This is a genomic window from Sporofaciens sp. JLR.KK001 (assembly GCF_036941055.1).
Classification (GTDB): Bacteria; Bacillota; Clostridia; order Lachnospirales; family Lachnospiraceae; genus Sporofaciens.
The window spans coordinates 101,293-115,213 of sequence record NZ_JAYMNO010000002.1; the positions used below are offsets into that span (position 1 = coordinate 101,293).

Genomic DNA, 13,921 nt, shown 5'->3' on the forward strand with positions numbered 1-13,921 from the left:
ATCCTTCAATGGGTTGTTCTGATTACTTTCCTGATTACCATTCCCAAGCTGATTATTGGAACCATCTCCCTGGTTACCCTAGCCGCCCTGGTTATCCTGATTATCATCCTTGTCCGAATTACATTCCATTTTCCTTTCTATGATATTTAATACGCCTTTCTTCTGGATGCGTATACCATAACTCCTATTGCGGCCGCGCATAACAACAGCCACAAATACACACTGGCATCATCGCCTGTTTTTACACTTTTTCTAACATTACCGCCAGCATTCCCCGCAGATACATTCCCATTTTGACCGGAATCTGTTCCCGGCGCCAAATTCCCCGGCACATCAGCCTGAGACATTTCTTTATCTGACATCACAAGCAAATAATCTGAAGCATGGCTGAATACCAGACTTACATCTCCATCCGAATTGATCTTCCCGGCGTTAGTGAAGACCATCTTCCCGGCGCTGTCATGATAATACAGATTCCCATACTTACCCGCATGTTCTGTTCCTACACCTATCGTCAATGTTGCCTTGAATCCAAAGTCACCTTCATGTACAAGCGTAATCTGCATACATGGATTACTGCCTGCAAGTGCCTTTACCGTCGAATTTGGAATATGATCTGTATTCTTAATCACTTTAAGATTGATATCCTGCAGGTTAGCCGCCATAATATCCTTACCGTTAACAGTCCAGCTATACCCTTCCATTACCAGGGTTACAGATACGTCTTTTCCTCTTGCCGCCTCCAGAATCTCTTTGGATATGACGGTTTTGCTTCCCATATTAACCTCGATATTCTCACCTTGCTTCGCGTTATTCACTGCTCTTACGATCGAATCAACCACACGGTCCGGAAGATAAGAGTCCGGCGTTTCGCCCGGTTTATTCTCTGAGCCTGATGTTGATCCGCCGGACGGCTTAGACGGCTTGTCCGGATCGGTGGAAGAGGCATCCTCTGCTTTTCCCCAAAATGTCATGTGGTCATTGACAACAAATGTCTTGTTCGGAGTAGTATCGGCATCCCAGGTTATCTCCCCAAAGCCTTCAAATGACGTCAGCGCCGTAACCGTCTCTCCCTTTTCCGCTACCTGACAGAATACAGTCCCTTCATCATCGCCGCCGATCAGTCTGGAACCATTGATGATATAACGCACCAAGCAATTCTCATAGACTGCATTCATAATGTACTCTTCTCCATTCTGTGCCGTTCCTAAATTGCCCAGATATGCATAAGAATCCCACCCTTTAAACCGCAATCCTTTATATACCGCCGGAGCGTCTGAAGCATTCAACTGCTTTATTACATCCTCGCTTTTTGTCCCCTTCTTCACAATATAGGTTTCGCTGCCACGGTGAGACCGTCCTTCCTGATCATAATAATTACGGTAAATGTCTAATACGATAATCCCCTCAAAGTCCGATATCAAAAAAGCACCTTGACAGCCGGAGGCTATCTCACCTTCATCATGCATCCATTCATTATCATACTCCCATCCGCTAAACGGATAATCCGCGAAAATATCTTCCGGCATAAATTCACACGCGGTCTTCATCAGCTCTCCATATGTCGTTCCATACTCATAAATAATTGACTTATATTGATTAAAATTCCATTCTCCTTTATTGTTCGGATATTTATAGGAAACTCCAAAGACTCCTTTATCATACTTTGCATACACTCTATAATATAGATTAACGATCTTCGAATCCTCTGTAATCTCCATACCTTCTCCGTTCATCCATCCAACCTGGGTTAACCCTGGATAATCTGAACCCATATCTGGAAATGTCACTCCGATCTCCTTCAATGTCTGCCGGCGCTGCACATTCTCCTTATTGATCACAGCAATCGAATGATATTTGCCGTTTTCATCCAATGCCATAAACTGGATCTCTGCGTCAAATTCCGGATCTACGAATGTATCTCCGCTAAAAACACGCACATAAAGCGGATAACCTGCTTCATACGTGTATGAACTGTCGTCTGTCTCATCATCATATGCACTTCCGATGGAGATCTCACTGACATACCACTCACATGGATACAAGTCTTCAGTCAGAAGTGTTCCATGGTATTTACTATCCTGCTCATTCCATTCCAGCTCAATTCTTCGTTCACTGGAATCAATATCAGAAGCCGCTGCACGAAAAGTTACTGAACCCCATCTCGGAAGTTCTATCCCTTCACCCGCTTTTGCACCGACAGCAATGTTGATCTCTTCCCCCGGTTCTATATTTTCTCCGGCCTTATCCATATCAACAGAAGTAATCTGATAATTATTTTTCCTAAAATCTTTATCGTCTACCTTCAATATAAAGCTATAATCTTCTGTATTATCCATTATTACCGGAACCGTCTCTTCAAAATCTCCCCGCCTTGCATAGATCTCCTGCAAGGTCAGCGCATATTCCCCGCCGGCAAACTCGTAACTATATCCATATGAGCCGGTCAGCTTGTCAAACACACTATGTGAAGCTCCCAAATCCGATGCGGAAAGCTCTACTTCAAAATATCTCCCCCTTCCGCCGATTCCAAACCGTACCCACACACTCTGTTCTTCTATCGGTTTCTGAATTTCAAGCTTCATAGACATATCACTAAAAGCAGAAAAATCCACCGTTTTTCCGTTTTGCAAAAATTCAAAAGACTTCACTTGAATCGTATCGCTCGCTGATTCCTCTATATCAACCCAGTATCTTTCCGATTCTTCACCAGAAACATAATCCGATGATTGATTGCCATGTTCATCAACCGCTATGATACTGTCTATTAATATTCTTCCTGACACCTTCCCGTCAAGCTCATATGTACAGACGTATTCTTTTTCACTGCTCCCTCTACTCCAATCCATATATTGAGAATACCCGGAACCTTCTGCCGTTATATTTACCCGAATATCCTTAATTTCAGAAGCATCGTACACATATACAGACAATGATATCTTTGTATCTCCCGACACCGTCGTATGATTCTGTTCAAATACAACCTTTTCAATCACAGGGGCGTCTGATTCAAATTCTCCCGCTCTCTCCTTCTGCTGCTCTGAATTTTCTCCGTCTGAATCCGCGTCTGGCATGTCTAAATCATTTTCCTCTGCATTTGAATCTGGATTAGGCATGTCCAAATCATTTTTCTCTGCATTTGAACCATCTTCTTTTAACTCCTCAGCATTCACATTAACGGCGTCCGCACCGTCTCGCGGCTCGTCAGCGTAGCTTCCAAACGGCCGTACCATTGAAATCAACAGAGCCAACAGCAGCACGAAGATCATTCTCTTCTTTCCTTGTTTTCTACACATTCGCATTTTCCACTCTCCTTAATCCTCACATATATACTTTACCTCAAACAAACAGCAATAACTTAATATATAGTTATTCACGTTTTATTATAAACCCTTTCCCTATATTATACAACACTAATAATTAAATATATAGTTATTAGTTTCTTTAATTATAGTGCATACTTACAATATAATGGTTCAAAAGCAGGTGAAAAAGATGGCCATTGATTACAAAATCTTAGGAGAACGAATCAAGACACAACGTCTCTCTAAGGGAACTACACAAGAACATTTTGCAGAACATATGAATGTATCTGTTGGATATATCAGTCAGATGGAAAGAGGAATCACTAAGATCAGCCTTGAACGGCTGGCGTCGATCTCGGAATATCTGAATTGTGACATGACTCTTCTATTAGAGGGCGTTAATTCTGATAACGATAAATATCTGACAAAGGATTTTGACACACTTTATCGTCAGCTATCCTCATCTGAGAAAAAAATGCTGGCGCTGCTTTTAAAAGAATATATTAAAAATCGCTGACAAAATCCAGACTTGTAAAAAACAATGCTCTTGTATATAATAGAAGTAGGGAATTCCTATTTCCCTACTTTTTATTTTGGAGGTGATTAATTATAATGGAAACAACATTTGTTAATGACGCAAGAGTTATGGCAAAAGGACAAGTGACTATTCCAAAGAATGTACGCGCGGCACTTGGAATTGAGACTGGCGACCGTGTTACTTTTATCGTTGATGGTTCGAACGTTCGTGTGGTTAATTCCGCTGTGTATGCTTTGATGCGATTCCAGGAACATATGAAGGGCGAAGCTGAGAAGGCAGGTTTTTTGAATGAAGATGACGTTGCTGACTGGATTACCGCTTCCCGCCGTGAGGACAATACACAATGACTGTGATGATTGATACTAATATATTTATTTCAGCTGCTTTATTTCCAAATGGCCGTGCCGCTGCTGCTCTTCTAAAAGCACTCACGCCACCATACCAACCGCTGACTTGCGACTATGTAGTAGATGAACTGCACCGCAAATTTCAAGAGAAATTTGCGAATCGAATAACCGAGCTGGAAGCTTTCCTATACTCTGTGTTACCAATCATTCACGTAGTTCCAACCCCTTTAGAAATTTGTGAATCTGAGAACAAGATACGGGATCCAAAAGACAGACCCATTCTGCGTGCAGCCTTATCTTCCAATGTTGATTTATTTCTTACCGGCGACAAGGATTTTTTAGAATCATCCGTAACTGATCCGCGTATTATCGGTGTATCTAATTTCCTTGCTCTGTAAATGGACAGATTTACAAAGTAACTCTGCAAAAGAGGCTGTGAATAGCCGCACGAAACGACTCTTCACAGCCTCTGTATATACTTAAAATAATCCCTTCACCGTCGGATAGATCTTCCTGAACTTCTGATATCTCTCCTCATACTTCGCTACCAGCTCCGGCTCCGGCTCTACCGTATCCACAACCTTAACGACCTTCTTCGCGACAGTCTCCACATCCGGGTACTCTCCGCATCCGACCGCGGCAAGCATAGCGCCGCCAAGGGCAGGTCCTTCCTCGCTCTCGATCACATCTACCTTAAGGTTCATAATATTGGCAAGAATCTTCTTCCACAGCGCACTCTTCGCTCCGCCGCCGCAGATCTTCGTCCGCTCGATCTTGATCCCAAGACTCTTCGCAACCTCCAGTGAGTCACGAAGCCCGAATGTCACGCCTTCTAATACCGCCTGGGTCATATCCTCTCTTGTCGTATCCATGGACATACCGATGAACATCGCCCTCGCATCCGGATTATTATGAGGTGAACGCTCTCCCATCAGATACGGAAGATAGAAGACCTGGTTCTCTCCAAGCTTCGTGATGTTCGCCTGTTCCGCCGCGAAATCATTCGTCTTCAGGATATCCTCATTCCACCATTTGTTACAGGACGCCGCGCTTAACATGCAGCCCATGAGATGATAGTGCCCGTCTGAATGCGCAAATGAATGCAGTGCATTATACTGATCTACGCCGAAAGTCTTGCTTGAAATGAAGATCGTTCCAGACGTACCCAGCGAAATATTACACATTCCGTCGCCGACTGTGCCGGTTCCCACTGCCGCCGCCGCATTGTCTCCTGCCCCGGCAATAACTTTCACCTCCGCGGATAATGAAAGCTTCTCTGCAATCTCCGGTTTCAGGGTTCCGACCACCTCATAACTCTCATAGAGCTTCGGAAGCTGCTCTTCGGTAATCCCGCAGATATCCATCATTTCCTTAGACCAGCAGCGGTTCTTCACATCCATAAGGAGCATACCGGACGCATCGGATACATCCGTGCAGAATGATCCTGACAGACAGTATGCCAGATAATCCTTCGGCAGCATGATCTTACAGATCTTTGCAAAATTCTCCGGCTCATGCTTCTTCATCCAGAGAATCTTCGGCGCTGTAAATCCTGCAAACGCAATATTGGCCGTATACTCCGACAACTTATCCTTGCCGATCTCCTGATTCAGATAATCCGTCTCCTCCCCGGTTCTTCCGTCATTCCACAGGATCGCCGGGCGGATCACGCGATCATCCTTATCAAGCGCTACCAGTCCATGCATCTGCCCGCCGAAACTGATTCCCGCAACCTGGCTCTTATCGCATTCGCTGACCAGCTCCTTGATTCCTTCCATGGACTGTTCAAACCAGTCCTCAGGCTTCTGCTCTGACCAGCCCGGGTGCGGGAAATATAACGGATATTCCCTGGATACGATCTTCTGGATCTTTCCCTCGCTGTCCATCAGCAGCAGCTTCACCGCAGATGTTCCCAAATCTACACCTATATACAACATTCTCTTTACCTCCACGGATTCTCGGTAGGATATCTCACGCCTGCCGGCTGGTTGTATCCGATCTCCTCTACCGGTACGCCAATGTACTTAAATACTTCGAAGAGAGCCTTGCCGTGATGTCCGAATGCAACCGCGCCGTGATGCGGGTAGCCTCCCTCGATCAGAACATGACGGTAGAATCTTCCCATCTCCGGGATCGCAAATACACCGATACCTCCGAATGACCGGGTAGCAACCGGGAGGACTTCACCATGCGCAATGTATGCACGGAGCTTGTTATCCGCTGTGCTCTGCAGACGGTAGAACGTGATATCTCCGGGAACGATATCTCCCTCCAGCGTCCCTTGCGTTACTTCCTCCGGCAGCGCTCTTGCCATGATCATCTGATATTTCATCTCACAGAAGGACAGCTTCTTAGATGCAGTATTGCCGCAGTGGAAGCCCATGAAAGTATCCTGCTGTGTATAATTATATTTGCCCTTAATATCCTCCTCGTACATATCCTTAGGTACAGAGTTGTTGATATCAAGAAGCGTCACTACGTCATTGCTTACTACCGTTCCGATAAATTCGCTCAAAGCTCCGTAGATATCCACCTCACAGGATACCGGAATTCCCTGCGCGGTCAGACGGCTGTTGACATAACACGGAACGAAACCAAACTGTGTCTGGAACGCCGGCCAGCACTTTCCTGCAAGTGCAACGTATTTGCGGTATCCCCTGTGCGCCTCGATCCAATCCTTCAACGTCAGTTCATACTGGGCAAGCTTTTCAAGAATCTCCGGCTTCTTGTTGCCTGCGCCGAGCTCTTCTTCCATCTCCTTTACGATCGCCGGAATCCTCTCGTCTCCTGCATGCTTGTTAAATGCTTCAAACAGGTCAAGCTCTGAATTCTCCTCGATCTCAACTCCCAGGTTATAGAGCTGCTTGATCGGTGCGTTACATGCAAGGAAATTCAGCGGTCTTGGGCCGAAGCTGATGATCTTAAGCTCGCTTAATCCAACGATCGCTCTTGCGATCGGCGCGAACTCGTGAATCATATCCGCACATTCCTCTGCATCTCCAACCGGATATTCCGGGATATATGCCTTGATATTGCGAAGCTGCAGGTTGTAGCTTGCGTTCAGCATACCGCAGTATGCGTCGCCGCGGCCCTGAACCAGATTGTCGCCGCGCTCCTCTGCTGCCGCAATAAACATCTTCGGTCCTTCGAAATGCTTTGCCAGCAGAGTCTCTGAGATCTCCGGTCCAAAGTTGCCAAGATATACGACCAATGCGTTGCATCCTGCCGCCTTGATATCCTCTAATGCCTGTACCATATGGATCTCGCTCTCTACGATACAAACCGGACATTCATAGATTCCTTCCTGTCCGTATTTCTCCGTATAAGCTTTCATCAGGTTCGCCCTTCTCGTTACAGACAGGCTCTCCGGGAAACAGTCGCGGCTTACCGCCACTACACCGATCTTCAATTCTGGCATGTTGTTCATAATTATCGTTCCTCCTTAAATTAAATATGTTAAATTAATATGTTTCTTGTGTCCCGCATATATTCCTGCAGACCGTCTTATAATGTTATATTCTCACCCTTCAGCCCGCAGAATGCGCCCGCAATCTTCGCATCCTCATGGGCGATCAGCCACTTGTTCTTAGCCGTGATCAGCTTATCCTCTCCGTCTTTACGCGGCTCAAAATCAAGCTCCAGATTCGTATCCTTCGGCAGTACGATCACACAACGAAACCCTTCTTCCCCTGCGCTGCAAGGCGCGTAATGAAGCGTCGTCGCATACAATTCTACCGCCGTCCCCGCCGGCATATAAAACGCCTCGATCTTCGCGGTATCATAAGTATGATCCGCCTCGATATCCTGCTGCCTTCCAAGCAGAAGGATCAGATCGCTCTGTGCAATATCCACTTCCGAAGAACGATGATACTCTACCGCATTAAGCTTCTTATTGTACCCGTTGCAGTACCCGACCTGGATAGGCAGTCCGCCGTATGCACGCACCGCAAGCTCCTTCGCCGCCGGCACTGCTTCTAACGCTTCTGCAGAAGGCACATAGACCACATCATCCATCGGACAAGGCTGCTGCTCCATCACCTTAAGCAGTTCAGAGAAATCATACCCTTCAAGGACCTTCCCATATGCACGAAAAGCAGCATCCGTTACTTTCTGAATCTCCATATCTTTCTCTCCTTCATCATGTTACTGGTTTACAAATTAGTTAATGTCATTTTATCAACTTTTTTACATGCATACAACTCAATAATTAGCCCTTTTATAGCATATTTTTGTCTTTTTATCCTATCATCATTTTTCTGTACTCGCTCGGCAGCATCCCATATCTCTTCCTGAATGCCTTCGCAAATGCCCTGCTGTTGGGGAATCCATTGCCATATGCAATCTCTCCGATCGGCATCCTTGTGTTCATAAGCTCTTTCACCGCATGCTCCAACCGGATATTATCCAGATATATCTTATAATTGGTCTTGGCGTATTTCTGAAACATCCTGGACAAATAAGTCGGTGAATATCCGAAATTCTCTGCCAGGCTCTCCAGGGAGATATCTTCCCTGTAATGCTCCTTCATATAAGCCGTGATTACCGACAGCCGGTCCAGCTTCCGGTTATTCCGGATCACTTCCTCATTCACATCCGTCTTACGGTACTTCGTCACAAGGATATACACCAGCATATAGAACTGGCTCTGCACCTTCAGCTCATAGCCACATGGTTTCTCCACATATGTGCGGTACATTTCCCGGATCAGATGCATCACCTCTTCATCCTGAAGCCTAGAACTATGGGAAAAATAGATGAATTTCTCATCCGTGTAATATTTCTTGAATGTAGTAAGGGGTATCTGCAGCACTACCGTCTGATTCTCCCTTGGCGAGAAAATGGAATGAATCTCATTGGAATTCACCAGCATGAATTCCCCTGGTTTCAACGGATAGCGCACCTCATTGACATAAAATTCCAACTCTCCCTCAAAGAGGGCAAAGATCTCGACCGATCTGTGCCAGTGCTTTTCACGGATATAATTGCCGTCCTTCCCCTCGAACAGGAACATCTTGAACGGGATATCATCATTTGGCATAATAATCTCATGAGAATACCCCCTGCTTATATCTTTCTGTTGCTTCATATCTATGATTCCTTCTCTGAACCCACACCCTCAAACTACTGTAAACTCACAGCCACTCCGTAGCTCCCACGACGCCGACTGCCCTTGCGCCGCACTCATTGGCGTATTGCACGCACTCCCGCAAGGCACGCCCTTCTGACAATGCATATAGGAAACCTGCCACGAAGCTGTCCCCTGCTCCTGTCGTGTCGATACACTCGGCTCCCGCCTTCGCCGGCGCCATAAAGGACTCCTTGCGGTTCCTCACAAGGCATCCTTTCCCGCCGCACTTGACGATCACATTTCCCACTCCCGCTGCAAGCAATGCCTCTGCCGCCTCTGCCGCAGTTCCTTTCCCGGTAACTAACATCGCTTCTTCTTCATTCGGCAGCAGATAATCAATATACGCAAATGCTTCCGCCATCTCTTCTGCCGTCTCGCCCCTCTTGCATTTCGTCATATCCGCACATATGATCTTATCCTGCTTCTTCGCCTGCACGAAAATCTTCCGAAGTTCTTTCGCCCCGATCTGAGGAAATACGAAGATGCTGGCAAAGCAGACAATCCTCGCGCTCTCAGAAAAGGGCATATGAATATCTTCAAGACAGAGCTTCCGCAGGCTCCCCCTGTCATTTGTCAGGAAATTACGTCTGCCGTCCCTCTCAACAAGCACCACATTGATCCCTGTTACAAGTTCCTCCCTCCGGCATCCTGCCGCAAGCTCAATTCCTTCCCTCTCGCAATGCCTGATAATATAATCTCCGGTATGATCATTCCCAAGTACCGTCTCAAGACGCACCCGTTTCCCCAGACGGGCAAGCACGGTCGCCTCATTCAGTGCGTCCGCCCCTACCGACATACGGATATCCTCAGCCCCGTAAGATCCAGTCTGGAATACCTCCTCACTTGCCGGACGGACTAATACGTCTACGATCGCCGCTCCTATGATGATAATCTCTGATTGCATCTTTTCTGTCATCTGCCCTTCCTCCTTATGACGTCTTGCTTATATCATACACCCATTAAAGCGACATCTCAAGAATATAGAGATGAATTGCAGCCAGGAGCAGCCCCCCCTTGGGGAAGTCAACAGTAACTTGAAATAAATCACACACCGAGCTATAATATAAACGTCATATAGTATATCAGGTGCACAGCCCTGTCTGAACTGTTACCATAATTTCACAAGTACGGAGACCAACATAATGAAAATAAAACGATCCCTGATAGTTCTGATCATCCTCTTCTTATCTGCGGGCGGGTACACTGCGCTATGTTTCTTTGCCGATACAGACCGCATGCTGCCTAAGACCACGGTAAATGATACCGATATCAGCAATATGACCTTAACAGAAGCCGCCCTGGAATTAGGCTAACTCTTAGAAGTGGCGACTTATCGGAATGTGTATACAGAGGATAAGAGCCAAATGTTTCATGAAAAGATCGGGATAAGTTCATATATAAAATAAATTAGAGCCTTAGGAGGAATATTATGAGTTTATTAAACTTATTCAACAAAAAAACAAAAGAACGGCCGTCTCCAAAAACCAACGAAGCAAACACGGCAGACAAATTCGGGATTTACTCTGGTATGCGGGTAGAAGTAACAACGGATACCGGCCAGATACTTTTTGTGGCAAAGCTGATGGAACTGCACGGAAAAAAAGCTGAACTGCATCAGTATTCTGAAATAGAACTTCCTGAGCAGGAAGAACCCCGCCATGTCAAAATCCGCGGATATAACGACCATAACCGAAAAGCTGTCCACATGGAAGGAATGATCACTCCCCTTCCCAAACATATATGGCAGATCGAGGAATTAACGGTAATCCGAACCGCAAACGACCGCGCCTTCTTTCGGCTGGACACGAATCTTGACGCCACCATTACCATGTTCAGCGGGCTGGCAATGGGAGAACGCCCCTGTACATTGCTGAATATCAGCGTCGGCGGAGCCTGTGTCAGTTCAGAATACGAATACCATGAAGGAGAGAAATTCTTACTGAAAGTAAAACTGATAGAAGACCGTCCAGAGTCTGCGATGTTCTGTCAGGTACTGCGTGTTATAGAAAAAGACAGACAAAAATACGAATATGGATGTCAATTCTTAGAACTTACGGAAGAAGATCAGGGGAAGATCATGCAAAATATATTTGAAGTCCAGCGCAAACAGCGGGCGCGAACCTAGTACACCGAATAATAAGTAACCAGCCATATAACTTGCCTGATTTTCCATCTGCGTCGTTGTCGTCAATCGGCGTAGCGCCCACTACGCCTCATTCCTTCGCCTTGCATATGAAAAACATTCTGCGTTATATGGCTAGGAACTTATTTTTCGGTGTACTAGTTATCAATAATTTGAACTGCAGCCGGACAGGCGCCGGCTGATGACCTCCCCCATTGTTCCGTCGGGAAAATTCATTACTGCCAGGTATTTTTACATCATCGTATCGTCTCTAAGAACCTCCGCCAGACTAATCTTACGCACATTCCGCCATGCCAGATAGTATGCCAGAGCCACAGAACCTAAAATAGCCAGCATAAATATAATAATCGGAATGATTGGGGCCTCGTCCATAAATCTCCCCACATCCATATAGCTTTTCTGCAGCATATATCCTACTGCAATAATCACAAGCGGAATGCTGATCAGGACCGGCCTTCCGGCTATCACCAGCGCTTCTATGCAAAACATTTTTTTGAATTCCTTCGGCGTCAGCCCAACGGACATATATCTGGCAAATTCCCTTTTCCTTTGACGTACAAACCCCAATGTATTGGAAAATACATTGCCAATGCCAATGATAGCAAGCAAAACACAAAAGCTGCCGAATAGTGTCATCATTCCCTGTATCTCCTTATTATTTGTTTCATATTCCCGGATACGGTTTTCATATTCTATGGTATATTTCCCGCTGACAAGCTGTTTCATCTCATCCTGCAGCGTATCTAACTCTTCCAACGTCACATTTTCTCTGCCCCTGGCACAGATATAACTGTCTTCTTCTGCTCCTCCTATCTGCCCTTTTATCTCCCTCCATAAGGATACCGGGATAAAATGCACCAGTTCATAATAATCTAGCGTTGCATATGATTCCCTTAAAACGGGAGGGGTTTCTGTATAAGACAGCACCGGTATCTCTGCTGTCATTTCTTCATTATCTCTCTGTTTGAGAGTGCTTACAGCCCTTTCCTCTCTGATATAAGGCACAAAATCAGGATGCCTGAAATCAGGATTGGTCACATCACGGATCTGGTTTAATATCACTGCCCCGTCCAGCCGCGGAGGGATTCCTATCTGTTCACAATATGCACAAAAACTGTTATCGTCCAGTATCACAATCGGCACATTTACCAGCCACCCTCCAGAAACCTTCGTTACATAATCGCCGGAAGCATGAGAGAATCCGTCAAAGGATTTCATTTCTTCGCTCATTTCTTCCTCTGTGACGATTCTCCTGGCTGATGCTTTCTGATATACGATGGCGCTTTCTATCCCATCCAGATTCTGAACCGCTTCTGTTTCCTCAAAATCCTCCACTTTCGTATCTTTTACAGTAACCATTACATCCCATACTTCCTGATACCTTTCAAAATAGGTTTCTCTTGTGCTGATTCCAGAAAGAGAAAAGAAACACTGCATGGCAGAAAATGCCATAAATGAAAATATGAGGGATAAGGAAGCCGTCCGCAAAGCCTTTCTCTGTGCTTTTAATGCATTGCCAGCCAGCTCTCCCTCCACCCCAAAGATCAGCATAAGCAGATGCGGAGCCCTCCTCTTCAACTGTAATTCATCGGTATTCTTAATCGCCTCAAGCGGTGTCAGCCTGCTTAACTTTCTGGCTGGCAGCCATGCGGAGATCCATATGGTTATGACGGTTACGAGCAATGTCAGCACCAGAACCAACGGATGATAGCCGAAAACTGATTTATGCCGGCCATCAATATCGCTGCCCAACACAGCATTTGTCATATGCACAAGTCCCATACTTCCTGCTATGCCTAACAGGTCTCCAACAAGAACCGGGGCCGCGCATAGAGCAGCCGCTTCCTGTAAAAGACACGCGCGAATCTGCTTGGGCGTAGCGCCAATGCTTGAGAAAATACCAAACTGATGGATTCTTGCGTTCATGGATACCGCAAAAGAATTATGGATAACGATAATCAGCGACAACGACGCCGTTAACATTATCACTATAAACATGGGGAACAACAGCCGAGGGGCGGTATCACCTGGCCCGCGAATCAGATACATTGCCAGAAGTTCATAGTTATAGTTAATTCTTTCCGGCAAGACCCCAACTTGTTTCGCAATGCGGGAAGTGTCGGAAAACACATATTTCATATCATCAAAATAAATATCTACCGTAGCTTCCGCTCCTTCATATCCTTCTCTATTTGCCACTGCATCCCTTACATTGGCAAAATTTTTTATGGTCTCTATATCCTCCTCCGCTAGTTTCCCAACGATCCGGCTCTGCCAGCTGCCTTCTTCCCGTTCAATCCTCTCAACCTCATATTTCCATGAATTATAAAACAAGCTGCACAATAAAGATAAAAGCAGGGATGAAATAAATGCCGCTATCATAACAGATACGCCGGATGAACGGTTGTTTTTTATATAACCCAATGAATAATCTTTCCACATATTACGTTGCTGCCACGC

General features: G+C 45.7%; 12 protein-coding genes. 5 read left to right on the forward strand and 7 right to left on the reverse strand.

What is annotated here, in order from left to right:
- Nucleotides 1-146: 146 nt before the first annotated feature.
- Nucleotides 147-3,296, reverse strand: a complete 3,150-nt coding sequence (locus VSQ62_RS25690; protein WP_334637904.1) for a hypothetical protein — start codon at nucleotides 3,294-3,296, stop codon at nucleotides 147-149.
- A 199-nt stretch (nucleotides 3,297-3,495) separates the two neighbouring features.
- Between VSQ62_RS25690 and VSQ62_RS25695 the strand changes: the two genes are divergently transcribed.
- From VSQ62_RS25695 to VSQ62_RS25705, 3 genes are all read left to right on the forward strand, one after another.
- Nucleotides 3,496-3,822, forward strand: a complete 327-nt coding sequence (locus tag VSQ62_RS25695; RefSeq protein WP_334637905.1) for a helix-turn-helix domain-containing protein — start codon at nucleotides 3,496-3,498, stop codon at nucleotides 3,820-3,822.
- Between the two features lie 92 nt (nucleotides 3,823-3,914).
- Complete coding sequence (locus VSQ62_RS25700) at nucleotides 3,915-4,190, forward strand: AbrB/MazE/SpoVT family DNA-binding domain-containing protein (protein WP_334638517.1); 276 nt, start codon at nucleotides 3,915-3,917, stop codon at nucleotides 4,188-4,190.
- On the forward strand, nucleotides 4,187-4,588 hold the full coding sequence (locus VSQ62_RS25705) for a putative toxin-antitoxin system toxin component, PIN family (protein WP_334637906.1): 402 nt from the start codon (nucleotides 4,187-4,189) through the stop codon (nucleotides 4,586-4,588). The genes VSQ62_RS25700 and VSQ62_RS25705 overlap by 4 nt, the downstream gene beginning before the upstream one ends.
- 81 nt (nucleotides 4,589-4,669) lie before the next feature.
- On the opposite strand, the gene xylB is transcribed toward VSQ62_RS25705, so the two are convergent.
- From xylB to VSQ62_RS25730, 5 genes are all read right to left on the reverse strand, one after another.
- The gene (gene xylB, locus VSQ62_RS25710; RefSeq protein WP_334637907.1) at nucleotides 4,670-6,127 is read right to left on the reverse strand and encodes a xylulokinase; all 1,458 of its coding nucleotides are present in this window, start codon (nucleotides 6,125-6,127) and stop codon (nucleotides 4,670-4,672) included.
- A 5-nt stretch (nucleotides 6,128-6,132) separates the two neighbouring features.
- Nucleotides 6,133-7,617 carry an L-fucose/L-arabinose isomerase family protein gene (locus tag VSQ62_RS25715; protein WP_334637908.1) on the reverse strand — a complete coding sequence of 495 codons (1,485 nt, stop codon included), beginning with the start codon at nucleotides 7,615-7,617 and terminating at the stop codon, nucleotides 6,133-6,135.
- Between the two features lie 77 nt (nucleotides 7,618-7,694).
- On the reverse strand, nucleotides 7,695-8,312 hold the full coding sequence (locus VSQ62_RS25720) for a DUF4867 family protein (RefSeq protein WP_334637909.1): 618 nt from the start codon (nucleotides 8,310-8,312) through the stop codon (nucleotides 7,695-7,697).
- 115 nt (nucleotides 8,313-8,427) lie between these two features.
- Nucleotides 8,428-9,276 carry an AraC family transcriptional regulator gene (locus VSQ62_RS25725; RefSeq protein ID WP_334637910.1) on the reverse strand — a complete coding sequence of 283 codons (849 nt, stop codon included), beginning with the start codon at nucleotides 9,274-9,276 and terminating at the stop codon, nucleotides 8,428-8,430.
- Between the two features lie 46 nt (nucleotides 9,277-9,322).
- On the reverse strand, nucleotides 9,323-10,234 hold the full coding sequence (locus VSQ62_RS25730; RefSeq protein WP_334637911.1) for a carbohydrate kinase family protein: 912 nt from the start codon (nucleotides 10,232-10,234) through the stop codon (nucleotides 9,323-9,325).
- A 226-nt stretch (nucleotides 10,235-10,460) separates the two neighbouring features.
- Here VSQ62_RS25730 and VSQ62_RS25735 point away from each other — a divergent pair, with 226 nt between their 5' ends.
- Nucleotides 10,461-10,631: a hypothetical protein gene (locus VSQ62_RS25735; RefSeq protein ID WP_334637912.1), complete on the forward strand. Its 171-nt coding sequence runs from the start codon at nucleotides 10,461-10,463 to the stop codon at nucleotides 10,629-10,631.
- A 116-nt stretch (nucleotides 10,632-10,747) separates the two neighbouring features.
- Nucleotides 10,748-11,443: a flagellar brake protein gene (locus VSQ62_RS25740; protein ID WP_334637913.1), complete on the forward strand. Its 696-nt coding sequence runs from the start codon at nucleotides 10,748-10,750 to the stop codon at nucleotides 11,441-11,443.
- 249 nt (nucleotides 11,444-11,692) lie between these two features.
- On the opposite strand, the gene VSQ62_RS25745 is transcribed toward VSQ62_RS25740, so the two are convergent.
- Nucleotides 11,693-13,903 carry an ABC transporter permease gene (locus VSQ62_RS25745; RefSeq protein WP_502957841.1) on the reverse strand — a complete coding sequence of 737 codons (2,211 nt, stop codon included), beginning with the start codon at nucleotides 13,901-13,903 and terminating at the stop codon, nucleotides 11,693-11,695.
- Nucleotides 13,904-13,921 lie beyond the last annotated feature (18 nt).